The following is a 26491-nucleotide window of genomic DNA, read 5'->3' on the forward strand; positions in this document are numbered from 1 at the left end:
ATTCATTATAGAAAAATACAAAATAAATATTTATAATTTTTTATTACATCATACCTATGTAAATATATGAGTGAGAATCTAATCTGTATCTTAAGATAGACAGTTTATATGGGGATATTTACTATCGTTTCGGTAATGATATTTTAGGAATGAGACTTGAGGTTGATATGTTTTTATGATAATATAATAGTAAATAAATATGTTTTATTTACGGTTGCTATTTTGTTATAGCAAGAAATCGACTTTTTGGGTGGAGAGTCTCTATATTGAGACGCTCCTTTTTTGTTGTTTCGAAATTGTATAGGAACAAAATGATGGAACCCGTAATGAGATATATTTTAAATGATAGGAGATGAAAATATGACAAAATTTTTAGAAGGATCCAACATTATCATTGTGTTAGTGGTTCTTGTAGCTTCTTTATTTATCTTATCAAAATCAGCTGATTTATTGGTGGATAATGCAGTAAAGCTATCAAAAATATGGGGGTTGCCACAGATTGTAATAGGTGCAACGATAGTATCGTTAGGAACTACACTTCCTGAGCTTTCAGCTTCCGTAGTATCCTCCGTGCAAGGCAAAGGAGGCTTCGCGTTAGGGAATGCCGTTGGATCCATAATTACGAACACAAGCTTAATTATTGGAATAGGTGCATTGTTTGGGAAAATTCCTGTAAATAGAAAAGCTTCACAAAAGCTTAGTTTGCTAATTATTGCTGTGTTTTTATTAATCCTCCCTACTTTTGCATATAAGATGAAAGGAGAGAATGGTCTGATTCCTCAATGGATGGGAATTGTGTTTCTTATCCTAATCCCGATTTATATATTCTTTCTCGTGTATCAAGAAAAGAATAATAAAGATAAGGAGGTTCAAGATCTAGGAGATTCTAAGTCAGATGAATCAGATACAGAGGAGCCATCGTTAGATAAAAAAAATAACGGGTCAATTATAATTATTCTAATCTTAATAGTAGTTGCAGCCGTATTGATTGCAATTAGCTCTTCCGGAATGGTTAGTGCTGCAGAAGTATTAGCAGTTAAAATTGGTATTCCTGATGTCGTAATTGCCTCCACTCTTGTAGCATTTGGTACCAGTGTCCCGGAATTAAGTACATGTATATCCGCAGCTAAGAAAAACTACGGTGGTTTAGCCCTTGGCAATATTATGGGAGCTAACATTTTGAATGTCTTAATGGTAGTAGGAGCTTCAGCTGCGATATCTTCAAAAGGAATTATAGTAACACAGGAGTTTTATAATATTCACTTTATCGCATTAGGAATTATCGTATCATTCTTTGGATTTTTTGCCTATAACAGTAAGTATGATGAAATTAGTAAGAAGGAAGGTATATTACTGATTGCCATTTATGTAGTTTATATAGGGGCAAATTTGTGGATAGGTTAATGAGCTTATGAAGATGTATGTTGCTATCCTGTTGAAAAGCCAAAGATAATCTCATAAAAAACGAAATATCATCTGTTGATATGTGCTCGGGATCAGAATAAGATTATTCTATCGAAGAGGGATTACAGGGAATCGGACGGATTCTCAATGCTTCAACTTCGAACATTCCGGGCATATCTTATGCCTAAATACATACTAATAATATATGTTAGAAATGAATTGACTTTATGAATTATCGCTATAGGAGGTATCTATGTCATTAAGCTTAAAGGAAGTATTAAAAAAATATCCGGAATTTCCACCATTAATTGCTATTAAAATTGATGTACAAAGAAGAGGTGTTCACTATACGGAGAGGGCGCTTGAAGTGCTGGATGAAGAGAAACATCAGCTCAGGGGATCCACCCTATTTGGGGCAAGGGACGGGAAGCTAACACCGATTCCTGAATCACTGGTACTACGAGATGGTACCGTTTTATTAACGGATTCCACTCCGTTAGAGCAGAAACCATATTTTGTTGATGTGGTGGATAGCAATTTGGTATTGGTTGATGAAGGGGAAGTAATTGAGAGCATAGAGTACTGGCCAAAGCCTGATTATTATGGGAAAGTAACGACTAACGGTAAACTGATGGAGCATGTGGTTACGGTTCGCCCTCAGAGATTGCAGATCATGCCGTCTAGCTATTGTCATTTTTGGAACAATGATCACGGCTGCAAATATTGTGATATCGTAAATCATCTGAAAGATCAGAAAAATGAGCTTGGAATTAGTCCCAGACTTAAGCCGGAAGAGGTAGCAGAGACGATAAAAGAGGCTTTAAAACAGCCCGGTAGATTCTCCAGCATATGCCTTACCGCCGGTTCAGACACCAGAGGAGTAGAACCCTTTGATGAAGAGGTGGATTATTATATAGAAATATTAAAGGAGATTGGGAAGCTCTTTAAAACGGAGAGATACCCTAGCCAGCTAATCGGAACTGCCTTCAATGAAAAGCAGCTTAGAAGATTATATGAAGAAACAGGGTTAAGCAGCTATACGGCAGATATTGAAGTTTTGAATGAAGAATTATTCAATTGGATTTGCCCCGGTAAGGCAGAATGGGTTGGTTATCAGGAGTGGAAGAACAGATTAATCAAGGCGGTGGAGATATTCGGTAGGGGGAATGTAAATACCGGAATCGTTGCAGGCGTGGAATTCGCACAACCCTATGGTTTTCAGAATGAGGATGAAGCGTTGAAAGCAGTACTTGCAGAAGCAGAGGATTTGGCGATACATGGTGTATCAACCGTTTATGTGGTATGGATACCGAGACCTCATTCTTATTTTCATGACCAAAAGAATGCTTCGTTAGAGTATTATATAAGACTTGCAATAGGGCTTCAGGAGCTAAGGGTTAAATATGAGTTGAATGTGGATTTTGATGATTATCGACGTTGCGGTAACCACCCGGATTCGGATTTGGCTAGAATTATATAGGGAGGAATTAAAGTGGGAATTCAATTCATAAAAGAAGCAGTAGAGGCTATAAGTGAAAAAAATGCTGTCAAGATTCTTGCTACCGTAGATCCGCAGGGTCTTGCTTATGCTGAGGAGAAGGAATTTTTCGAAGTGTCAGAGGACGGCAAGATTCTGATCCTTGAGTTGCTCGAAACTTCAAAAACATATAAGAATTTTACCAGAAGCTTGTGGTTTAATCAGAAGGTATCGCTGACAATCATAGGAGAAAATAAAATCAGTTATCGAATTATCGCAAAACCGGACAGAATCATAGTGAGTGGAGATCAATATGAAGATTACTATAAAAAAGTGCGAAATCGACTGGGTGATGTAGATCTGGCTGCAATTTGTGTCCTTGATCCGATAGAAGTGTATGATATTACCTTGTTACATGAAATTAGAAAACAAGATAAGGAATCACCTGTGTTCAAACATTTGGACCGGCTGTTGAAAGAATAAGGGGGAAGAGCATATGTCGGATCATGCAAAAGATATTAAAATTGTAACAGCAGGCATTGAGGAGGTTCCGGTTATTGTAGAACTACGTAAAATCCTATTTCAAGATATGGGTGTCCCGGATAGCTCATTTGTCGAGGATGTTTATCAGGTTGTTGAAAAGGAATATTGTTACGAATATGGACAGGGAAGGATTCAACACTATCTTGCTTATGACGGAGAACAACCGGTTGCAATAGCCGGTGCGTTGATAAAGCAGGACTTCCCGTATCATCTGTTTGCACCCGGTAAATATGGCTGGATTGTGGATGTATATACGAAACCGGAATATCGTGGCAGAAAGCTGGCGTCTCGTCTTATTGAATTAAGCCATCAATGGCTAAAAGAGAAGGGGGTTTTGGAATCCAAGCTAATCGCATCCGGAGGAAAGGCAAGGGAACTCTATTCCAGAATCGGATACCGTGCGACCTGGGAGATGAGCTATAATCTGTCAGATAAGCCAACTTACAATGAATACATTGACCAGAACAAGGATGGAGACGGAATTTAATAAAAGATGTAGCCACAAATGATATAGTCGTAACAATACTTAATAGATAAGTGTTACAGATACAAATTAAAAATCTAATGAGAGGTGTTATTATGGCGAAGTTTCCTAAAAAAGGAGCAGATCCTTCAAAGCTATTGGAGCATATGAAAGCATTAAAAAAGCATGATGCAGATTGGAATAAGGGAAAGACATGGAGCCTTGTATATTATGCGGGAGAAGAGATTACAGAGTTTGTGAAACAGGCGTACCTGTTATATTTTCATGAGAATGGATTGAATCCGTTAGCCTTTCCAAATTTGAAAACATTAGAGAATGAAGTGATTTCTATGGCAGCAGATCTGTTCCATGGGGATGAAACAACCAGAGGAAGTCTTACATCGGGTGGGAGTGAAAGTATTCTGATGGCGGTTAAGACCTACCGAGATTTAGCTAGATACCAACATCCGGAGATCGAAACTCCGGAGATGCTGTTGCCGATTACCGCACACCCGGCGTTTGAAAAAGCAGCTCATTATTTTAATGTAACGCCGGTTCATATTCCGCTCACGAAGGATTATTATGCAGATGTGGAGGAAGCCAGAAAGTTGATCACACCGAATACGATTTTAATTGTCGGATCAGCACCTGCATATCCTCACGGTATTGTGGATCCAATTAGTGAGCTGTCTGATCTGGCGCTTGAGAAGGGACTTCCCCTGCATGTAGATGCATGCCTCGGAGGATTTATACTTCCGTTTGTGGAAAAGCTCGGATATCCAGTACCATTATTTGATTTTCGTATATCTGGTGTAACCAGTATCTCGGCAGATATTCATAAATATGGTTTTGCTTCTAAAGGAGTATCAACCATACTCTATAGGAATAAGGATATCAGACAATTTCAATACTTTGCGTATGACAAGTGGCCAGGCGGGTTGTTCGCTTCACCGACTGCACTGGGAACGCGCCCGGGTGGAGCAATCGCCAGTGCTTGGGCAGTATTAAATTATCTGGGATTTGAGGGATATGTGAAAAATGCTGAGGGGATTATGAGAACAACGAAAGCACTTCAAGCGGGGATTGAAGAGATACCGAATTTATATATTATAGGGAAACCGGAGGCGAGTGTATTCGCAATCGGTTCAGATAAGTTAAATCTAAGTCTGATATCAGATCGTATGACAAGCAGAGGGTGGCATATGGATCTGCAACAATATCCCGACAGTCTGCACTTTATGGTAACACCAGCTCATGAGGAAATCGTGGTAGAATTTTTGAAAGACTTACGTGATTCGGTACAGGAGGCAGTTGATTGGAAGGGGGGCGGAGCAGACCAAGCTGCCTTATATGGTTTGGAGGGTTCCCTTCCGGAGGGTGTGAATGTAAAGGATTATTTGATTTATATGCTAAATGAGCTTATGTCATCACAAGACCAGGATGAGGGTGAAGAGGTAGAATAATTAGGTGATTATGGAATAGGCTCATTAATTTGTGAAGGATATACACATCATGGATAGGAGGAAGCGATGGGGAAAGATAGAGAAAAATTATCAGCAGGGAAAAAGTTGTTTTATGGTTCGGGTGAAGCGGTTTCTGTAATTTCTGTTACTGCAATTGGACTGTATTTTATGTATTATTTGACAGATGTTGTCGGTATATCTCCGGCCATTGCAGGAACAGTTTTTTTAGTAGGAAGAGCCTGGGATGCGGTGGTAGATCCGATCCTAGGGCTGGGTAGTGACCGTGTACATACAAGATTCGGTAGGCGTAGACCATTCTTTCTCGGTGCTACCTTCTTTTTGCTCATATTCTCCACGTTATTATGGAGCAAAGCAGACTTTGGCAACTTCACCGTGATCTATTACATTCTAGCTTATGTGGGAGTGGTAACGGCGGTATCCTCTTATCATGTACCCTATCTTAGCTTTATAACAGAACTGACGGACGATTATAACGAAAGAACCAGTGTATCCAATTATCGTATCGCCTGCCAGCTGATCTTTGGATTGGTCGCAGCTGTAATTCCGAAAATGATAAGTGATGCATTTCATGATCCGGCGATAGGATACAGGGCAATGGGATTTGGAATTGGCGGCTTTATCAGTGTTATGGCACTCATGATATTTCTCTTTTCGAAAGAGCGTCCGCGGGTATATGAGGTATCTACATTAAATGTAAAGGAAGAATTGTTCAGTGTATTTCGCAATCGACCAATGCGATATTTACTCTTAATTTATGTAGGATGCTATGCAGCGGCGAATGTAATTGAAGGCTTTGTTATCTATTATATGAAATACTGGTTGAACCGCGAAACTGATATGTCAATATTATTAGTTATTGTTATATTAACCGGAGTACTGTCTCTTCCGATATGGACTGCTATATCAAAAAGAATCGGAAAGCGTAATACGATATTTTACGGACTCCTACTTTGGGCTATCGCTCAGGTGACCTGGCTGTTAGTAGCCCCCGGATCAGACCCGGTTGTAGTATATATTGTTGGGGCATTTGCCGGACTGGGGTATGGAGTGGCACATGTACTTCCGTGGGCGATGCTTCCCGATGTGTTGGATGTCGATGAAATTAATACTGGTCGTAGAAGAGAAGGATTATATTCCGGTGTTATGACATTTTTTATGCAGCTCTCTAATTCGGTGGCTATCTTTATCATAGGTATTATCTTACAGGTAGCAGGATATGTACCAAATGTAAGTCAGACACCGTTAGCATTAAATACGATAAAGTGGACGATGGCCGTGGCTCCCGGTGTATTCGTATTACTTGGTATAGTCAGTACGTTGCTTTATCCATATACGAAAGAAAGACATCTTGAAATACGAAGAATCCTAGATGAGAAGCAACAACAATCAGCATGATGTGGATTTGACTTAAGATAGAGACCTTAATTAAGTGAAAAGTTTTTGTTAACAAGTTAAGAATCTAAATTTCTTCCTATATAAATCAAAATATATTCTATAGAAATTAAATCACTTTGAATATATTATAAACATATAAGAATAATATGTTATTTGAAGCCGAAATAAATTAACGGCTTTATAATAAACAAACGAAAAGAAAAGAGGAAACGATATGGGAAGATTATTTACTTCAGAATCAGTAACAGAAGGGCATCCTGATAAAATTGCAGATCAGATCTCAGATGCTATTCTGGACGCGCTAATTGAAAACGATCCTAATTCCCGAGTAGCAGCTGAGACTACCGTAGCCACAGGATTAGCCCTGGTTGTGGGTGAAATTACAACACAGGCGTATATTGATATTTCTAAAATAGTTAGAAATACAATTCGCGAAATCGGTTATACACAGAATGCGGGTGGATTTGATGCAGATTCCATCGCGGTGCTTACCTCCATTGATGAGCAGTCAGCAGATATTGCACTAGGAGTGGATAAGGCATTCGAATCCAAACAGGAAGGTGAAACCGAGGATTTCGGTACAGGAGCAGGTGACCAGGGAATTATCTTTGGTTATGCAACGAATGAAACTCCGGAATATCTACCTCCGGCGATATCTTTCGCACACCGGTTAACCAGAAAGTTATCAGAGGTTCGTAAGAATGGAACATTACCTTATCTTAGGCCGGATGGGAAATCACAGGTAACAGTAGAATTTGATGACCAAGGCAAAGTGGCTCGTGTAGATACGGTTGTTATCTCCACCCAACATAGTGAAGATATTACACTGGAACAAATTAAGAAAGATGTAATTGAATATATCATTAAAGCAGTAATCCCGGCAGAATTGTTGGATGATGATACAAAATACTACGTAAATCCAACCGGACGCTTTGTAATCGGTGGTCCCCAGGGTGATGCAGGGCTAACAGGTAGAAAGATTATCGTGGATACCTATGGCGGTACAGGAAGACATGGAGGGGGTGCTTTCTCCGGAAAAGATCCGACAAAGGTTGATCGATCAGCGGCATATGCGGCAAGATGGGTAGCAAAAAATCTGGTAGCTTCCGGAGTCGCGGATAAAGTTGAAATTGAACTAGCCTATGCTATCGGAGTGGCAAAACCAGTATCTATTGCAGTAGATACCTTCGGTACCGGTAAGATATCCGAGGAGAAGATTGTCAGCATAATACAGGAGACATTTGATCTTCGCCCGGCAGCAATCATAGCAGCATTGAATTTAAGAAGACCAATTTATAAACAGACTGCAGCTTATGGACATTTTGGACGTACCGATATCAATTTGCCATGGGAAGAGTTAAATAAGGTGGAAGAGATTAAAGGAAAGCTATAAATAATGATTGGAGTATACGATGGGCATTCGATTAGAGAATTGGAGAAAAGAAGAATCTAGTCTTAAGGAAATAATTCAAAGTTATCCGGATGTATCACGATTCGTTATATTGAAAACGGACTTAAAGCGTCGAGGATATGACTTAAGTGACAAAGCTAGAGGAAGGCTCAGCAGAGAAAATCATCAGATTAATGAAAGATCCATATTTCTTGATCGAACCGATAAATTCAACCCAGCGGGATTATTACTAAGAGACGGAACAAGTATTGTAACCGGATATGCGGAAGAAACGAACCCCGGAATTAGAGATCCTTATCTGATTGACGTGGTTGATGATCAATTAGTTATTACTGATTTAGATGAAATTCTTGAAGAAGTAGAGTTCTGGGAGAAGCCTGATTATTACGATAAGGTAACCTCCAAAGGCACGCCGATGTGGCATGTGCTGGGATGCAGACCGCAGAGACTGGATATTAGTGTGAACAGCCATTGTCATTTTTGGAATAAACCGGGTGGGGGTTGTAAATACTGCTGTGTCGGTGCTATGGGTAAGGAATATGAGAATAAAAATATCTCATCGATTATTGATATAGACGATATGGTAGAGTCGGTACAAGAAGCATTAAAGCAAAAAGGAAGATTTACTACGTTTTGTGCTACAGGGGGATCAATTCTATCAGGAGCGGAACTTCTGGATGATGAAGTGGAACTCTATATAGAGGTATTTCGCGCACTAAAGGATTTATTCAAAACAAAGCACATACATGGTCAGATTATTGGCACGGCATATTCTAGGAAACAGTTGGAACGTTTAAAGAAAGAAACCGGAATCATATCTTATACATCAGACTTAGAAGTGTTCAATAAGGAGCTTTTCAACTGGATCTGTCCAGGTAAAGCAGAATTTATCGGATACGATGGATGGAAGCAAAGCTTATTTGATGCCGTTGATATCTTTGGTAGAAATAATGTGAATTGTGGATTAGTAGGTGGAGTTGATATGGCAAAGCCTCATGGGTTTAAGACCGAAGAGGAGAGCTTGGCAGCAGCATTTGAACAAGCAGAAGAATTCGCAGAACATGGAGTAATCGCTTTTGATGGAATCTGGGAAGTAGCGGATAACACAATCTTTAAAAACCAAGTACCTCCATCGCTTGAATATTATGTGCGTCTGGCAAAGGGGTTGAATGAGATCCGTGAAAAGCATGGTTTGGAAGTATATTTTGATGACTATCGAAGATGCGGTAATCATCCAAGTACCGATTTAGCGAGAATTTAAAGGAGAGGGTGATAGCTGGTGGCAATAACAATCACAAGTGAAATAATTGAGCTATTGCAGGATCAGAACACGCTAAAAGCATTAGCAACAGTTGATAAACAAGGTGTTCCCCATGTAGTGTTCAAAGGATCTGTCAACGTAGATCAGGATGGAAATCTGATATTTCTAGAATTATTGGAGACCTCTCAGACCAATAAAAACCTGACCTATAGTATATGGTTTGATAAAAAAGTAGCGATTAATATCTATAACAATAAACACAGTATACAGATAAAAGGAAGAGCCAAGAAGGTACATATCACCGGAACCCTATACGAGACAAAATATTGTGAGATTCAAGAGAGAATCCCGGGGGCAGACCTTGCCGGTGTGTGGATAATCGAACCGGAAGAAATCCGTAATGAAACATTTTCTCAAAGATTGACATATGAAGTTGAGAATTATCCAATCATCGGTCATCTGGATCGGGATATGATTAAGGAGGGATCGTAGTTATGTCGCAAGTTATTAAACAGGGAACTGTGAAAAGCGCTAAGAAAAGGCGAAAGCGTCCCTTACTTCAGAAAGACAGAGTGGAAGAACTATCTATCAGTATCGGAACCTTTTTATTTTTGGGAATCGCCTGGTATCTGGTCGCAAAGTTTAAGCTGGTATCCAATGTGCTTGTACCGACACCGGGTAAAGTATTGAAGTGCTTTGGAGATCTGATTTTTGAGGGATATAAGGGAACTCCACTGTTTAAGCATCTTGCGGATAGTCTTTACCGTTTGCTTAATGCTTACTTGCTGGCTATTCTATTTGCCATACCATTAGGTCTGGCTAGCGGTTATAACCGAAAGATAAGAGCCGTATTTGATCCATTGGTGGAGTTTTATCAATCGCTCCCACCGTTAGGTTACTATACCTTATTGATTATCTGGCTTGGTATTGAGAATAGATCAAAAATAACATTACTTTTTCTCGCTGCTTTCGCACCGATTTACATATCTTCTATGTCAGGTGTTAAGAGTGTGAGAGAAGATTATATTAATGGAGCATATACCTTGGGGGCATCCAAGGCACAGGTTTTCTGGCATGTAATATTACCAGCAAGCTTGCCTTATATTTTTACTGGACTCAGAACCTCTATGGCAATTGCCTTCGGCACACTGGTAGCTGCGGAAATGGTTGCATCTGTAACCGGTATCGGTTGGATGGTATTTGATGCTAGCCGTTTCTTACAAAGTGATGTAATCTTTGCCGGACTTATCGTGATGGGAATCACAAGTATCATACTTGATCGAACAATTCGTTTTGCGGAATCCAAGATTGTACCTTGGAAGGGGAAGGAGTAATTCAAGCGGAAACGGAACGTAAAATCAATGATATAAATTATAAAAAAGGAGTGTATCGTATGAAACATGGAAGAAAAATTATAAGTATGTTTGTATCAATCATACTTATTGCAACAGCATTAGTAGGTTGCGGATCGAAAGGGTCCTCTGACTCGGATGCAAAATCCACACCAACAGCGGCTGCAACGGCCGCAACAGCAACGTCTGCACCAACCCAGCCCCAGGTGGAATATCCCAAAACAGTTACAATCGGATACTTTACGATGAATGATGACAATAATCTTGTCAAAGAGAATGGTTGGCTAGAAGAAGAACTTGGCAAATTCGGAACTACTGTAAAATGGGTTAATTTTCAGGCAGGCCGCGATATGAACAATGCGATTCTATCTAAGTCTATCGACTTTGCAGGTGGTATCGGAGATCCGCCGGTTGCTATCGCAGCATCTACGAATATTCCTTATCAGATCTTCTGGGTAAGTGCAGTTCTCGGTGATTCGGAAGCATTAGTTGCTAAAAACAGTGCGAAGATTGCTTCTGTCAAAGATCTTAAAGGTAAAAAGATTGCAACTACTGTAAGTTCTACTTCTCATTACAGCTTGTTGAGTGCATTAGAATTAAACGGACTTACTGCAAAAGATGTTAAAATCGTTGATTTAAATCCTACTGATATCGTAGCAGCTTGGAAACGCGGTGATATTGATGCGGCCTATACCTGGGATCCAAGCCTTGGAGAACTGTATGCTGATGGCACTAAGTTAATATCCAGTAAAGATCTAGCAGCAAAGGGAGCTCCGACATCCGGCTATAATATCGTAAGTGATGACTTTGCTACCAAATATCCTCAGGTAGTAGAGATTTATTTAAAGGCATTGATCAAGGCGCATGAGTTATATTCCACTGATCCTAACAAATCAGCTGAGCTCTGGTCTAAAGCAAATAGCATATCCAAAGAAGAAGCGCTTAAGCAGGCAAAGGGTAATGTATGGCTTAGTGTAGATGAAGAGTTATCTTCTGCATATCTTGGAACAAGTTCTGCAAAAGGTAATACATTAAATAGTTTAAAGAAGATTGGAGATTTCTTAGTAGACCAGAAATCCCTTGAGAAAAAGCTGGATGCATCCGCATACGACAAATACGTTAATCCTACATATCTTGAGAAGGTGAAAGCGGGACAATAAGAAATTAAGGAACTGGGAGGTGGTCAAATGACTCTGGTGCAGGAAGAAAATTCGTCAAAACGTAACCCGGAAGAAGGAAGGAATAAAGCATGGGAAGGGAATAGTATCTCTTATTATCAGGATGATGCTGATACCCGAAAGCCGGTGGTATCTTTGAAAAATCTGGGGTTGACTTATACGTCGGAGAATAACGAGGTCAATGCACTGGAGGACATTAACCTCGAGATCAAGGAGGGGGAATTCATATGCCTCCTTGGTCCCTCCGGGTGTGGCAAAAGTACTCTGTTAAAGGTAATAGCAGGCTTCATTAGTCCGACAGAAGGAGAAGCATATGTGAACGATACAAAGATATCGGGTTCGGATTGGCATAGGGGTGTGGTTTTCCAGCAACCCGCTCTATACCCTTGGCTAAGCGTGGAGGACAATGTAAAGTTCGGCTTAAAGATGAGAAAGCTTCCCAAAGCAGAACAAAAAGAACTTGCCGAACACTATCTGGAGAAGGTAGGGTTGTTGGATTTTCGCAAGCATAAACCATATGAATTATCCGGTGGAATGAGACAGAGAGTATCGATTGCCAGGGTATTGGTGAATAATCCGTTAGTGTTGTTAATGGATGAACCGTTTGGCGCATTGGATGCATTGACCCGTGATCAGATGCAGAATATGCTTCGCAATATCTGGTGGGAAACTCGTAAATCAATTTTGTTTATCACCCATGATGTGGATGAAGCACTTTCATTGGGAACGAGAGTATTGGTGATGTCACCTAGACCAGGCAAGATCGTAAAGGAGTTCAAAACCTCCTTTACCAATTCGATTACCGGTGAAAATGCAGATCAGATTCGATTTACGGCGGAATTTAAGAAGGTTAGAGAAGAAGTATTGGACCTGATTAATCACGTAAGAACCGAATACTATATATGATAATTATTATATGATAGCATATTTACATGATTTAAGTTATATCCGGTTCTATAATAGAGCTTTGTGAGGGAGAGAGAACGAGCTGCAGACCAGAATATAAAGGGTGCAGCTCGTTTTTTAGTATAAAATTATAGGTAATTATTTACCCATTTAGAGACCGCTACATATTATCAATTGAGTGAAAACGTGTCTCTAGTGGATAATAATTACCTGCTATTTTTGTATTATTATATTTGATAGTCATAATATTCAGAGTGGCGGAACTTGGAAGCGCTTTGACCATGAATCGCCTTAAACTGCTTTAAAAAATAATTAATATCTTTATAGCCTAACTGATACCCTACTTCAGAAGGCTTCTCATCTTCGTGTCTGATCAGGTACTCGGCACGAGTCATCTTGATTAGTGTTACATAATCATTATAACGGATTCCAAGTTTTGTTGAGAAGCTGCTACTAAGGTAAGTATTGTTAAGGAAGAATTGTTCGGATATTATCTTTAATTTTAAATCCTTCTCCGGATTAGAGAGCAGATATTCGCAAATATCATGCAGATTCGGATCAGAGGTTACCGGATGCAGCTTTGCAATTACGTTAGCAAGATAACTGATTTTACGGCAATAAAGACTTTTATAAGCATTATCATCCCCATCATGAAGAAAATCGATTTCACTAAAAATGGAAGGATTAATATATAGATTCAGCCAGGAATAATTATCATACACACTTTTTATTATGTTATGATAGAGTCTTTTAATCATAATATCTGCTTTGATAATATTGTCCTCAAGAATTACGTAGAGGTTATCCAAGGTTGTTTTAAACAAGGTGAAAGCTAGGAAATCATTGTTAAGGAGATGATTTACGATGGAGGCTTCCTCTGAGGAAGGGTAAAACCAGTCAGAGTTATCATCAACGTATCCGCTTGTGTGGGAGCTGCTTGCTTGTGAGGAGAGGAATAGGGCAGCTCTACTTAGGAGTTCACCAAGCGTTTCCTCCGTGGCTGGTTTCACCAGATAATCAAAAGCACCTAATACGATACCCTGTCTGGCGTAATGAAATTCACTATACTCACTGAGAAAAACCACGCAAGGGCAGAGATTTTCCTTCTTAATTTCTCGTAACAGTTGTAAGCCGTCAACAACCGGCATCCGTATATCAGTCAGTACTAGATCATAGTGCCTGTCTCGAAGCAGATCCAGAGCCTGCTTGCCATTATTTGCTTTGTCAGCAATCTGAAAGCCGGTTTCATCCCCCCATATCTTTAAATGCTTTAATTCAGTCAGAAATATCTCGCGGTCGTCAACGATTAATGTCTGGTACATAGCCACCTCCTGTTAATGCGATGTTCCTTACTTTAGTATATTTTCCGGTGAAATAGTGAAATACACGCAGGCGCCGACTCCGACCTCTCCGGTAATCCATACCCTACCACCAAACTTTTGTATGATTTTTTTTACAGTAGCCAAACCAACACCACTGCCCTCATAATCATCCATGGAATGCATGCGTTGGAACATGCCAAATAGATTCTCAGAGAAGTTCATATCGAAACCTGCTCCGTTGTCCTTTATGTAAAATATATGTTCCTCATCGATATGCTGATATCCTGCAGTGATAAATACCGCTTCCTTATTCTTCGTGAATTTGAGTGCATTGGACAAAAGATTAACGATAACCTGACGAATCAGAATTCCATCCGCTAACAGATATGGCATCTCTTTTGCTATATTCAGTTCAATCATATGCTTCTTCGGATAACTGATTATCAGTTCTTCGAATACATCATGCATCATCTGAGGAAGATAGATGGTTTCCTGAATCGGCGTTACATCAGCATATTTTGTATAATCAAGTAATTTATTAATTAGGAGCAAAGTATCATTACATAGAGTACGTATATTATGAATCAGTTCGAGACCGTCAGCACTGATTTGACTGCCGAAGTCTTCAATGAAGATTCTTGCATAGCCGTCAATTGCTCTTACCGGAGCTTTGATTTCATGAGAAATGGTGCTGTTAAGTGCCTTCAATTCTTTAATAGAATTATCAGTGTTATGGATGATATCATTCTGAGTTTTTTCTTCATTCATAATCAACGTTCTCCCGGTGTGGTGATTCTTTATCCAATACATCCGTATTGGTTATATATTTAAATGCATATTAAACATATATGAATTAGGTGATTTTAGTATACATATTTTACAAGGATTTGTCAAATGGATTTCCCTATCGTTGATGAAAGATGAAAAACGAAAGAATTACTATAGTTTATCAAAAGATTGTCATCTAGATTTTTGGTTGAAATTATCTTATTATTATAGATAATTAATCACTTAATCGGAGAAAGAAACGTGTGAAAGGGCTGGGGTATGAGCAAAATTAAGGTTTTAATTGTAGAAGAGTTTAAATATATAGCAGACCTGAACGTTCTTGAATTAAGGAGGGGAGGATTTGAAGTAGAAGCACAGTATGTATGTAGTGAAGAGGCGATGAAAAATGCGCTTGCGGAGATTGATTTTGATATCATTCTCTCGGATAATTCCACTCCACGTTTTAATGCACTCCATGCACTCTTTACTAAAAATGCGTTATCACCAAAGACTCCGTTTATTATAGTATCCGAAGATGTATCGCCGGAAGTAATTTCATTTGCAATGAAAAACGGTTGTTGTGCTTATCTTGTAAAGGAAAACCTTCATCAATTAGCTATATTGGTGAAACATATTTTAAAAAGAAACATAGTAAATTAACTCATGTCAGCCGGAAATAATTAGTTAGTTATATTGATAGATACATTAAGGGGTTGTTGTAAAAGGAAATCCATTCAAGTAAACTGATTATGTTTTGTAGCATAACATAACAGCATACTTAGAAGATTCTGTTTTACAACAACCCCTTGGTTAACGTGTTAATATTGATTGTATATGAATCAAAGTTTGATTATCTAAACACTTCTTATATCAATTACTTCTGTTCGTGTGTATGTAATCGATTGTGGTACTTCATTATCCACCAGATAATTATATAGAGCGATAATCGGATCATGTCCTTGACCAAATGCATCTTGTCCCATTGCAGTTGATACTAGACCTTCTTTGATTAATTCTATGACACTGTCGTCATAATCAAAGCAAACAATAGTAGTTTTGCCTTTATGACCCATATCGGATATCGCTTTGGCAGCGCCCTGAATACCACCGGTTACGATTACGATAACCTTGAGGTTCGGATGCTTTTTAAGTACGGATTTGGTTTGTTCGTAAAGTATCTTATCATCAATTTCAGCAGTAAGCTGTTCTACAACCTTCACCTTTCTCTTTTTACGGATCACTTCATTAATAGCATCAGTTCGGATCTTATTAATTGTTGTTGTCAGTGTTCCATGTAGGATTGCAATTTCACCATCTTCATCTGCAGCCTTAGCAGCAAATTCACCTGCTTTGATACCGGCGGCATGAACGTCTGGTCCAAAATAGGAGAGACGATTTGAACCTTCTTTAAAATCACAGTTAAATGCCATTACAGCAACTTTGTTTTTAACCGCTAATTTAAGACATTCATCTGCATTCCCGATAAATCCAGGTACAACAATACCGTCATAATTCTCTCCAAACTTTTCTACTATGGTTCTGTCAAACTCTTCGCCGGTCACTTCAAAGCCAATATAATCGACGACTGTATTTTTAGATTTTAATTCATTCTTTGCATATAATGCACCCTGTCTTACGCCCTGCCAGAATGGATGATCTAATGGGCTGATGAACGCAATTTTTAATGGCTTTGGACTTATCTTACTAACCGGTACGATAGAAGTCTTATAGCGTTTTAACAGGCGCTGAATATCAGAGAGCATATTCTTAAGGGAAAGAGCTTGACTGTTAATCTCTTCATTCTCAGCAAGTTCTTCCTGTGTAACAGCAGCAACATCCTCAGTAATGGATGAGATCTCTTGGGATGAATCATGCAGTGTTTGTGCTTTCTCACTAATTCCGTTCGTATTCTCATTGATCAGTTGAGACTCCGCGGATACCTTTTTCATATCATCACTAAGAATATTTGCATTTTTATTAATAGTATAGAAGGAGTCCTTCACAGATGTGAAGATATCCTTACTTATATTATAGCTGTCAACACAGCTTGAGATGCTGTCGCTGACCTTGGCATTACTACTTAATATATTGGACACAAGGTTGTTAATCTGAGTGATACTATTCCTGGTTGCCGCAGATAACTTGTTCATCTCCTGGGAGACTACAACGAAGCCTTTTCCTGCCTCACCCGCCCTCGCAGCCTCGATCGCTGAGTTCAGGGATAGAAGTGTAAGTTGCTCAGTAATGCTCATGATTAAACCATTTACCTGATCAATTTGATTTAGATTAGAGTTTAAAGCATTGATAAAGGTTGCAGTTTCGGTTAGATTAACGGAGATTACTTCAATCTGTTCATTATATCGATCCAGATGTTCCGACCCTTCATTAGTCACCTTAACAGTATTATCCACAAAGCCCTCAATATTTGAGAGCGTATATGTAATATTGTTCGTTCGTTCACTTACTTCTTTAATTCGCTCTAAGGTATCGGTAACGATTTTCAACTGCTCCTGTGCTTTCCCCGCAACCACAGACATGTTGGAAGCAATATGTTCATTGCCCTTGTAACTCATATCCAAGCTCTTAGTAACCTTATCAACCGCATCGGACAAAATGATAACATTGCTCTTTGTGGACTCAATAAAGTTCATCAGATTCCTTTTCATATCATTGAAGGCAATGGATAATGTCTCCAGACCCTTTGTTTTGTCTGTCATGATGTCACTGATATTTAACTCCCCTTTTGAAAAAGTTACTGCATTTTTGTCAATCTGTTGGACGGCATTGAAAAAACGTAGCATAAAGATTAATTGAATAGCCAATAAAAGCATCACTACGATTAGTCCATACGAGAGTATTGTTTGTAGCACTTTTATTTCTAAAAATGTTACAACACAAAATAAAGCGATAAGAATTAGTGTCAATATCGAGATAGAACATATGAAAAACCTGGTTTTGTTGCGATTATTCCCTTTGCTGACTTGTTTTTCCGACATTCGAAGTCCTCCTTAAACTTATGTCAAATAAGTATAGAGTAATGCGACAAAATATACTTATCTTTATACAAATATTAACATTATTCTATATAAAAAACAATCATATTCTTAAAGTTTTGATATTATTTTATCACATCTTCGTTTGCAGGTATTCACAGTCTCTTGACACATATTGGATAAATAATTATCATAAAGAATATATAGTATGATATGTATCATGGATTGATGTTTTGAAATCCTATCATATCCTCGAAAGGAATTACATATATGAAAAACGAACAAGTTCATACCCATATTGCTGCGGATGGCAGCGAAATAACACATAGTCATGGCAACGAGCACGAACATCTGCATACCCATACCAACACAAAAGCTGTTATTGCGCGTCTGGCACGAGCTTCCGGTCATTTGAACTCAGTAAAACGAATGGTAGAAGAGGGAAAGGACTGCAGCGAGGTATTAATCCAGTTATCAGCAGTGATATCAGCTCTGAATAATACCGGTAAGGTGATATTAAAAGATCATCTGGAGCATTGCATCGTTGATGCAGTAGAATCCGGAGATAATCGAGCAATCGATAATTTGAATAAAGCGATTGATAGCTTTATGAAATAGGGAATAAAGTCAATGCGTTGATATCCCCATCCGGGGCATACGATGTATAAATGTCAGTGATTAGATGATAATAGATTTATTGAATTCTTCCTATAAAATCAAGGCTCTAGAACACTGGAATTAATTATGAAAAAATATCCCCCATCCGGGCTTGTTCATCCGGAGAAACCATATATAATTTAATTAATTAGAGTAAATATGGAAAGTAGGGTGGAAGATGCATATCCCTGATAATTATTTAAGTCCGGCTACATGTGCGGTTTTGACAGCAGCTGTTGTTCCCGCATGGGTAACGTCTGTGAGAAAAGTAAAAGAAGAAATCCCGAAGGTTAAGATACCGTTACTTGGTGTAGGTGCAGCCTTCTCATTCTTATTAATGATGTTTAATGTACCGCTTCCGGGTGGAACAACAGGGCATGCAGTCGGAGGAACTTTACTTGCAATTCTGCTTGGACCATATGCCGCATGTATTAGTGTCACCGTAGCGTTATTCTTGCAAGCGCTACTATTTGGAGACGGTGGTATCCTCGCGTTCGGAGCCAACTGTTTTAACATGGCGTTTGTGCTACCCTTCGTGGGATATTACATATATAAACTGGTTAAGGATCATGTGAAATCGGAAAAAGGAGAGTATCTTGGTATCATACTGGGCTCATATATCGCTATTAATGCAGCGGCTCTATGTACTGCGATAGAGTTTGGTATACAACCGTTACTGTTTCAGGATGCTGCGGGGCTACCGTTATACTGCCCGTATTCCTTAAGCATATCAATTCCTGCAATGATGATTCCTCACCTGATGGTTGCCGGTGTAGTTGAAGCATTATTCACGGTAGCAATTGTAGCTTACATCAAAAATGTATCACCTGGCACATTATATGAAGGTGCGAAGGAGAAAACAAAAGCAATCTATGGTTTGCTGGCAGCATTAATCTGCCTAACGCCAATTGGTCTTCTCGCAACCGGAACCGCCTGGGGCGAATGGGGAGCGGAAGAAATCAAGGAAGTAGTATCAGGAGGCAAGTCCTTAGGTTACCTACCGGGGGGTATGAAGAATGGCTTTAGCTTTGAAGCGATTATGCCGGATTATGCTGTCAACGGATTACCCGAGATAGCCGGTTATATTCTATCCGCCGTTGCAGGTGTTGCAATCTTAGTCATTGCATTTAAAGTGATCAGTACTTTTAAGAAAGATAAGGTTGGAAGTAAAATTGGATAATAGTAAAAATCAAGTGCAGGATATGCCTGCGTGGTTGATAGGCGATGAGAATTATAAACCAAAGGCAGATAAGGATACTTTTCTAACAAAAAGTATCCTATCTGTCTTTCAGATTATCTCAAGAATAAAGATGCAGGATGGTGCGAGCAAATCGGAGTCAAAAATCAGTGTAACACTTAAAGTGCTTTGCACATTTCTCCTATTAATCCTTCTATCCCTGACAAGAAGCTTTCTATTTGTTGTTATTATTAATGTATATTTTCTTGTGATTTTAAGCTTATTTGATGCAGATCGGTTGGTTAGAATCTTAAAAATGAGCGTAGGAGTAACCGTGTTTACTGCAATTATTATGGTACCTGCAATTATCTGGGGAAATTATTATAGCAGCATCATGATCACGGCGAAAGTATTCTCCACCATCACAGCAGTCGGTATTCTATCTCATACATCCAGGTGGAATGATATCACTGGGGCACTTAGTAGATTCTATATTCCCGGAATCTTTATAATGATTTTAGACATCACGATAAAATATCTGTATCTGTTAGGGAATACATCACTGAATCTACTATACGCTTTAAAGCTCCGCTCTGTCGGTAAAAATAATAAGAAATATAGCTCCATGGGTGGAATTGCAGGAAGCTTATTTCTTCAGTCCAGGGAAATGGCGGAGGAGATGTATCATGCGATGGAGTGCAGGGGATTTTCCGGAGACTATCGTATCTACCATAAGTCGAAGTTAAGTTGGACGGATTATTTGTATGTGGTAGTGCATATCGGGTTTGTCGCATTATTCATATATTTTGCAAGGGTGTAAAGGTTTCATATATTACAGAGATATTGATGAAAGGCAACGGTAATCATTATGATAGAATTAAAGGATATCTGTTATTCGTATTCGAATGCTTATGCACTAAAAGACATAAATCTTCACATAGGAAAGGGCGAAGCAGTTGCATTAATGGGAGCGAACGGCTGTGGTAAATCCACTTTACTTAAGATGATTAACGGTATTATATCACCCGATCAGGGAAGCTATCAGTTCACAGGTGAGGAAATTACACATAAAAAACTGCAGGACAGTAAGTTTGCTAAGCTTCTCCATCAGAAAATCGGCTTAGTATTTCAAAATTCCGACACTCAGCTATTTTGTTCTACGGTCTATGATGAGATTGCCTTTGGTCCAAGACAGATGGGAATCGTAGAAGAAGAGGTAGAGGTCAGAGTAAATGACTGCCTGAGCCTCTTAAATATTCAGGAGCTAAAGGACAGAACTCCCTATCATCTTAGCGGTGGAGAAAAGCGTAAAGTGGCAATCGCCTGCGTACTATCCTTAAATCCAGAAGTCCTGGTACTTGACGAGCCCATGAACGGACTCGACCCTAAGACACAGAGATGGCTGGTTGAGTTCATCAACAAGCTCAATCAAGCCGGCAAAACCTTAATCATCTCAACCCACAACCTGGAGTTGGTTCAGGAGATCTCTAGTAGGGCCATTCTTTTTGGTGAAAATCACACTATTGTAGCAGATCGAAAGACCGAGGAACTGCTAGAGGATATCGAGTTGCTGAAAGAGGTAAACCTGGTAGATCAGTATTATCATTATCATGGTAGTAGGGAACATAGACACTTTCATGATCATATGTAAAGTATATATAGCAGCAACTAGGAGCGGTCTGTAAAAGCAGACTGCTTTTTTTATTCTATAAGAATTATTGTAAAGAGGTAAAGTCAGTGTATCCTATAAAAAAATCACTCCATACAGATGCTAACTCAGCTAAACACGTATACATTCGAAACGCATATATACGTATGGTATATATTATACCTTAGTACATATTTTACCAATTGTAGTAAGGAGTATGGTCTTATATAATACTTTTATATATTGTATAAACTAAGAATTATAGAAAACATATTAAGGACGAGATAATTTGAATCAAATATATCTGGAATTGTAAGCGTGTGATAACAGCGGAATTCTAATTTCGAAAAGATAATTTATTTAGTATGCAATAAAATTAAACCTTAAAGCGTTAAATAACTGAAAGGATAATCACTTATGATGCTATTCAATATGGTAATGAGTCAAGAGGATACTGTACATAGCAAGAAAAAAAAGATTGATTTCGACGAATCAATCTTTATAAGAATTGCTGAAAATGATATGAGAGCATTTGAAGAGCTGTATTCAAAAACCCAGAAAAGTGTTTATGCCTTTGCTTTATCGATACTGAGGAATCATGAAGATTCTATGGATGTACTACAGGACACGTATCTAAAGATTAGAGGCGTAGCGCATCTATACAAACCAATGGGTAAGCCAATGGCATGGATATTTACAATTGCCCGTAATCTAGCCTTGAGCAAGATACGTGCAGCAAGTAAAACGAATTCCATATCCGAAGAGGACATAGAAGATAATCTGTCGTTTTCTTATGTTACAAATAAGGAGGATAAGATAGTATTAATGGCTGCACTCAATATTTTGGATGTTGAAGAAAGGGAGATTATATTATTGCATGCGATATCGGGCTTTAAGCATCGTGAGATAGCCAATAGCCTAGGAATCTCGTTAGGTACCGTTTTATCAAAATATAATAGAGGACTAAAGAAATTAAAAAAACATTTGAGTGAACAGGGGGTACAAGGATGAAAAGAAGCAAAATTGAAAAATCGTTAGATCATGCGATAAATAATGTACCGTTCCTGTCATTTGAGGAATTATCTAATGCACCTTTTATAAAGATGTCTGAGCAAGATTATATAACAAGACAGGAGGAACCCAAAAAGATAGGTTATACAAAGAAGCTAGTAACAGTATTCAGTGTATGCCTGATTTTATTGGTGTCTATGTCCTGGTGGTATTCGGCAAATGCGAAAGCCCAAAGCGTCATTACTCTGGATATCAACCCGAGTATTCAATTAAGGGTAAACCAGAAAAATCATATTATAGATGTAATTGCATTAAATGAGGATGCGAAGGCAGTTATATCAGGTAGTAAGTTTAAAGGGAAACCGCTTGATGAAACAATTGCTCAGCTTATGGACTCTCTGATGGAGAAGAAATATCTAAATCAGAATAAGAAGACGATTTTAGTTTCAATCGTAAATCGTAATAAGAAGAAAGCGGATGTGATTCTCGGAGAAACAACTCAGGTCATTATGAATACGTTGAGTGCTAAGAATATTAATCCAGTTATTTTAGAGCAGAGGATAAATGAAAAAGAAAGTAACGCAAAATTAGCAAAACAATATCATATCTCAATCGGTAAATTAAAGCTGATTCAGAAGCTGACAGCGGTAAACGATAAGTACAAACTGGATACACTCGCATCGATGTCGGTTCAAGAACTATTAAAGCTGATGAAAGCGAATTCCATGGAGGATAAAAAAGATTTGTCCATAATCAATGATGAAAAGAATTCGAATAAAGAAGATGACCAAGATTCATCTGGAGAAAAAGAGAATTCTAACGATAAGATGGATAAAAGGTCGAATCAGGGCGATACCACTCCAGATAATGAGAAGGGGTCAGATGGAAAAGGTAATATTCATAAGAATGGAATTAAGGAAAAGGGCGATAAAGTTAAGGGCATAAAAGGTAAGAATGATGTATCTATTAATAATTCCAATAATGGTAACCAAGAAACGAATAAAAACGGGAACCAGAAAAAGAATATTGAACATGATCAAGGGAAATCTGTAAGCCATGGAGATGATAAGCAAGGAACTGATGAGCAAGGAACTGACGAGCAAGGAACTGACGAGCAAGAAACTGATGAGCAAGGAACTGATAAGCAAAAGAATGAGAATCAAAATACAAAAGAAAAAACGGATAAGAAAGATGAGAATCGAAAAAACTTTGTTAAGGGTATTGGAAAAAAGGTAGAATCAGAAGATACAAATCAGGGACAGTCTCAAAAAGGTGAAAAACCAGATGATAAAAAAGAGCATAAAGAAATTAAAAAATAATTTAAATTCCATGCAATAAAATGGTTTCGCTCTGCATTATCTTATTGAAGAGAAAAAATCTCTACAAAACTAAGATGTAAGAGACTTAAGGAGGAATTTTATATGACATTAAAATTAAGATCAAAAATTACAATGATTGGATTTATTATGGCATTACTAATTGGTTCAGGAATATGGATGTATTTGAATTCAGCTTCCAATATGATTGCCTTAGATGTAAACCCTAGTATTGAAATACATACCAATCATATGGGTCGAGTGGTTTCAATTACCCCGATTAATGATGATGGCAAAAAGGTAATGGCCGGCTATAAATTGAGACATAAAGATATTGATAGCGTTATCAATGATATTGTCAACCGCTTGGTTTTTAACGGATATCTTACTACAAACAAAAACAATGAGATATTAGTATCAAGTGACAATGGTGGTGAAGCGGATCAATTAATAACGAAAGTAAATACTACCTTAACCAAATATATGAAAGAAAAGAAATTACACGTTGAGGTATTACAACAAAAACTCAAGGTGACCAAAGAAGATATTAAAGCAGCTCATGAATACAATATTTCCGTCGGAAAAATGGCTATGATCAATAAAGTGATTAGCGTTAACAAGGATTTAAAAGTAGCAGATCTTTTAGGTGCTAGCGTAAAAGAGTTGAGAAAATATTTTGCTGAAGCAAAAATCAATAATGAAAAACTTGAAGATGACTACGCAATTAGTGTAACGCCTGCTCCAACTACGGTACCTGAAGTAAGTCCTACGATTACAGAAGCTCCAGCGGATCAAGCTCAAGTTACAGAAGCACCAGCAGACCAAGCACAGGTAACAGTAGCACCAACAGAACAAGCTCAAGTAACCGAAGCTGTAAGTGGTACAGTAGAAATCAATGTAGTAGAAACAGAAAAGAAACACAAAAAGATAGAAAAGAAGAAAAATAAAGAGATCAAAGAAATAGAGACCGACGATCAGGACAAAGATATTAGTGAAGACAACGAAGGCAATCAAAAGGATCCTGATAAAGTGTATGGCTACCATAAGAATAAGGACAATGAAAAACACACGGACAATGGTAAACATAAAGGTCAGATTAAGAATGAAACAAAAGAAAAGAATGATAAGATGGAGGAAGATAAAGATTCTAACGAATCTAATTCTGAATCGGAGATTGAGTCTGGGAAAGATGGGAATAAAGATTCCTATGAAAAAGATGATAAGGTAAACGAAGATCAAGATTCTCAGAATGATGAAGATAATAATGATTAATAAAACTTCTACGGAAAAGTGAGTAAGAATTCTATCCATATTTATCAGATGGTAACCAAGTAAAGGAAAGCCAGAAGCAGATATCCCTGCTCCTGGCTTTCCTTTTGTATTAATGGGGGTAATGGATAAAAAATAAAAATACTCTACGGAGAGTTGATTGAAGAGCTATGTAAAAGAAACTACAATTATATTAATTTCATGTGCTCGTGATATAGATGAATCAGAGGATTATGTGTTATAGATTGGTGATGTAATTGAAGAGAGGAATGAATTGTTAATTGTTTTAAGCGTATGTGTTGTTGGTGAAATAGACAGATGTATATTGTTAAATTAATAAACTGAAAGAAGGAAGAGTGAATATGGATCAGAAAATAGATATCAGTATATTTCTTGATGAAGAAGGAAAGATAACTCAACTATCACAAAAAAGAAATAAGAGAATCGCTACATTAAGCTATCTGGCAGAAAAATTTGAAGATGGTAGAGATTATACGGAGAAGGAAGTAAACTTGATATGTGAACAATGGCATACATTCGGAGATTACTTTATACTTAGAAGAGAACTTGTGGATAATGGGTTGTTATTTCGTGAGCCGGATGGGTCAAGATATTGGAAGAAGGGGGTGGAAGTTGGTAGTAATCAGAGTTACACCTTATGAGTTGTTAAAAGTAAGCTAGTAGGCAAAGTTCAAAAATATTTCTTAAAAGTTGAGAGAAAGCGTCGTTTAAAGTATAATGATTTTAGATTTGGCGCTTTTTTCGTATAGAAGGTTGAGTGAATCCTACTGTTCAGAGATGAAGAGAGAAAATAAAATAAAAAGCTTTTCCCACAAACAAGGAGATATTTATGTTTAAAAACTACAAGCTAAGATTCAATTTATGGGGACTGATTTTATTTTTTATAATTATGATACCCAATTTCTATTGGTTTGCAGTTCCTGCACCCCATGATATTTTAAGAACAGAGTCGGTAACAGCAGTATTAGATATGATTGCATCAGTATGCCAGGTTTTAATGTTGATTGCTTTGTGTCTGGTGATAAATGTAGATTCTAAAAAGCATCGTTTTTCGCCTCTAATCATTGTTACGATACTTAGCTGCATCGGTTATTATATTGGATGGATTTTTTATTATAATGAGATTACGAACGTATTTGTTATGTTAGCTTTAAGCATTTTTCCCTGTCTGGCTTTTTTGTTTTATGCGATGGATAGGAAGAATAAAGTTGCGGTGGTTCCGACACTTATTTTTATGGTATGCCATTTGATATATGGGGTAGTGAATTATATTTTATAAAGTATATATCTAGATAAATTAAAAATTATCATAAAATTTTAATTCGGTAAAGTAATCGTTAAGGATAATCAGTTAACGGAAGCAGTTTATATTGATATGTGATCTCAAGAAATAAAAAATTACTATTGACAGCAGGGAAAATATAACATATACTTT

Annotated in this window: 25 protein-coding genes; 22 read left to right on the forward strand and 3 right to left on the reverse strand. The window is 38.0% G+C overall.

Annotation, left to right across the window (positions count from 1 at the left end):
* The first annotated feature begins 360 nt into the window (after positions 1 to 360).
* The 12 genes from AC6IWN_RS02570 to AC6IWN_RS02625 all read left to right on the forward strand — a co-directional run bounded on the left by AC6IWN_RS02570 (position 361) and on the right by AC6IWN_RS02625 (position 12874).
* Positions 361 to 1404: a calcium/sodium antiporter gene (locus tag AC6IWN_RS02570; RefSeq protein ID WP_497990766.1), complete on the forward strand. Its 1044-nt coding sequence runs from the start codon at positions 361 to 363 to the stop codon at positions 1402 to 1404.
* A gap of 253 nt (positions 1405 to 1657) precedes the next feature.
* On the forward strand, positions 1658 to 2884 hold the full coding sequence (locus AC6IWN_RS02575) for a radical SAM protein (protein ID WP_497990768.1): 1227 nt from the start codon (positions 1658 to 1660) through the stop codon (positions 2882 to 2884).
* A 12-nt stretch (positions 2885 to 2896) separates the two neighbouring features.
* Complete coding sequence (locus AC6IWN_RS02580; protein ID WP_497990770.1) at positions 2897 to 3364, forward strand: pyridoxamine 5'-phosphate oxidase family protein; 468 nt, start codon at positions 2897 to 2899, stop codon at positions 3362 to 3364.
* Positions 3365 to 3377: 13 nt separating this feature from the next.
* Positions 3378 to 3911 (forward strand): GNAT family N-acetyltransferase, encoded by a 534-nt coding sequence (locus AC6IWN_RS02585; protein WP_497990772.1) that lies wholly within the window; start codon positions 3378 to 3380, stop codon positions 3909 to 3911.
* Positions 3912 to 4003: 92 nt separating this feature from the next.
* On the forward strand, positions 4004 to 5350 hold the full coding sequence (locus tag AC6IWN_RS02590) for a pyridoxal phosphate-dependent decarboxylase family protein (protein ID WP_497990774.1): 1347 nt from the start codon (positions 4004 to 4006) through the stop codon (positions 5348 to 5350).
* Positions 5351 to 5416: 66 nt separating this feature from the next.
* A complete protein-coding gene (locus AC6IWN_RS02595; protein WP_497990775.1) occupies positions 5417 to 6766 on the forward strand; it encodes an MFS transporter in 1350 nt (449 codons plus the stop codon).
* Positions 6767 to 6980: 214 nt separating this feature from the next.
* Positions 6981 to 8159: a methionine adenosyltransferase gene (metK, locus tag AC6IWN_RS02600; RefSeq protein ID WP_497990777.1), complete on the forward strand. Its 1179-nt coding sequence runs from the start codon at positions 6981 to 6983 to the stop codon at positions 8157 to 8159.
* A gap of 19 nt (positions 8160 to 8178) precedes the next feature.
* Positions 8179 to 9438, forward strand: a complete 1260-nt coding sequence (locus AC6IWN_RS02605) for a radical SAM protein (protein WP_497990779.1) — start codon at positions 8179 to 8181, stop codon at positions 9436 to 9438.
* A gap of 18 nt (positions 9439 to 9456) precedes the next feature.
* Complete coding sequence (locus AC6IWN_RS02610) at positions 9457 to 9930, forward strand: pyridoxamine 5'-phosphate oxidase family protein (protein ID WP_497990781.1); 474 nt, start codon at positions 9457 to 9459, stop codon at positions 9928 to 9930.
* A gap of 2 nt (positions 9931 to 9932) precedes the next feature.
* On the forward strand, positions 9933 to 10772 hold the full coding sequence (locus AC6IWN_RS02615) for an ABC transporter permease (RefSeq protein ID WP_497990783.1): 840 nt from the start codon (positions 9933 to 9935) through the stop codon (positions 10770 to 10772).
* A gap of 59 nt (positions 10773 to 10831) precedes the next feature.
* Complete coding sequence (locus AC6IWN_RS02620; RefSeq protein WP_497990785.1) at positions 10832 to 11950, forward strand: taurine ABC transporter substrate-binding protein; 1119 nt, start codon at positions 10832 to 10834, stop codon at positions 11948 to 11950.
* A 27-nt stretch (positions 11951 to 11977) separates the two neighbouring features.
* Positions 11978 to 12874, forward strand: coding sequence for an ABC transporter ATP-binding protein (locus AC6IWN_RS02625; RefSeq protein WP_497990787.1), 897 nt, complete (start codon positions 11978 to 11980; stop codon positions 12872 to 12874).
* Between the two features lie 227 nt (positions 12875 to 13101).
* Here AC6IWN_RS02625 and AC6IWN_RS02630 read toward each other — a convergent pair whose 3' ends face one another.
* Together AC6IWN_RS02630 and AC6IWN_RS02635 are read right to left on the reverse strand one after the other, a co-directional pair.
* Entirely contained in the window at positions 13102 to 14196 is a 1095-nt protein-coding gene (locus tag AC6IWN_RS02630) for a response regulator (RefSeq protein WP_497990789.1), read from the reverse strand.
* Positions 14197 to 14223: 27 nt separating this feature from the next.
* On the reverse strand, positions 14224 to 14964 hold the full coding sequence (locus AC6IWN_RS02635; RefSeq protein ID WP_497990791.1) for a sensor histidine kinase: 741 nt from the start codon (positions 14962 to 14964) through the stop codon (positions 14224 to 14226).
* Between the two features lie 279 nt (positions 14965 to 15243).
* Between AC6IWN_RS02635 and AC6IWN_RS02640 the strand changes: the two genes are divergently transcribed.
* Positions 15244 to 15624: a response regulator gene (locus AC6IWN_RS02640; protein WP_497990793.1), complete on the forward strand. Its 381-nt coding sequence runs from the start codon at positions 15244 to 15246 to the stop codon at positions 15622 to 15624.
* 194 nt (positions 15625 to 15818) lie between these two features.
* Here AC6IWN_RS02640 and AC6IWN_RS02645 read toward each other — a convergent pair whose 3' ends face one another.
* Positions 15819 to 17960: a substrate-binding domain-containing protein gene (locus AC6IWN_RS02645; RefSeq protein ID WP_497990795.1), complete on the reverse strand. Its 2142-nt coding sequence runs from the start codon at positions 17958 to 17960 to the stop codon at positions 15819 to 15821.
* A gap of 267 nt (positions 17961 to 18227) precedes the next feature.
* Between AC6IWN_RS02645 and AC6IWN_RS02650 the strand changes: the two genes are divergently transcribed.
* The 9 genes from AC6IWN_RS02650 (at position 18228) to AC6IWN_RS02690 (ending at position 26335) form a co-directional block, all read left to right on the forward strand.
* The gene (locus AC6IWN_RS02650) at positions 18228 to 18575 is read left to right on the forward strand and encodes a metal-sensing transcriptional repressor (protein ID WP_497990797.1); all 348 of its coding nucleotides are present in this window, start codon (positions 18228 to 18230) and stop codon (positions 18573 to 18575) included.
* A gap of 217 nt (positions 18576 to 18792) precedes the next feature.
* Entirely contained in the window at positions 18793 to 19794 is a 1002-nt protein-coding gene (gene cbiM / locus AC6IWN_RS02655; RefSeq protein WP_497990799.1) for a cobalt transporter CbiM, read from the forward strand.
* Positions 19787 to 20611, forward strand: a complete 825-nt coding sequence (locus AC6IWN_RS02660; RefSeq protein ID WP_497990801.1) for an energy-coupling factor transporter transmembrane component T — start codon at positions 19787 to 19789, stop codon at positions 20609 to 20611. Before cbiM ends, AC6IWN_RS02660 begins: the two co-directional genes overlap by 8 nt.
* A 48-nt stretch (positions 20612 to 20659) precedes the next feature.
* Positions 20660 to 21442 (forward strand): energy-coupling factor ABC transporter ATP-binding protein, encoded by a 783-nt coding sequence (locus AC6IWN_RS02665; protein ID WP_497990803.1) that lies wholly within the window; start codon positions 20660 to 20662, stop codon positions 21440 to 21442.
* Between the two features lie 414 nt (positions 21443 to 21856).
* A complete protein-coding gene (locus AC6IWN_RS02670) occupies positions 21857 to 22450 on the forward strand; it encodes an RNA polymerase sigma factor (protein ID WP_497990805.1) in 594 nt (197 codons plus the stop codon).
* Entirely contained in the window at positions 22447 to 23769 is a 1323-nt protein-coding gene (locus AC6IWN_RS02675; RefSeq protein WP_497990807.1) for an anti-sigma-I factor RsgI family protein, read from the forward strand. The genes AC6IWN_RS02670 and AC6IWN_RS02675 overlap by 4 nt, the downstream gene beginning before the upstream one ends.
* A 102-nt stretch (positions 23770 to 23871) precedes the next feature.
* Positions 23872 to 25038 carry an anti-sigma-I factor RsgI family protein gene (locus tag AC6IWN_RS02680; RefSeq protein WP_497990809.1) on the forward strand — a complete coding sequence of 389 codons (1167 nt, stop codon included), beginning with the start codon at positions 23872 to 23874 and terminating at the stop codon, positions 25036 to 25038.
* Positions 25039 to 25397: 359 nt separating this feature from the next.
* Positions 25398 to 25697 (forward strand): DUF2087 domain-containing protein, encoded by a 300-nt coding sequence (locus AC6IWN_RS02685; RefSeq protein WP_497990811.1) that lies wholly within the window; start codon positions 25398 to 25400, stop codon positions 25695 to 25697.
* 188 nt (positions 25698 to 25885) lie between these two features.
* Positions 25886 to 26335, forward strand: a complete 450-nt coding sequence (locus tag AC6IWN_RS02690) for a hypothetical protein (RefSeq protein ID WP_497990813.1) — start codon at positions 25886 to 25888, stop codon at positions 26333 to 26335.
* Positions 26336 to 26491: the final 156 nt, after the last annotated feature.

The sequence above is a fragment of the Variimorphobacter sp. HTMS_6 genome, from assembly GCF_059717775.1.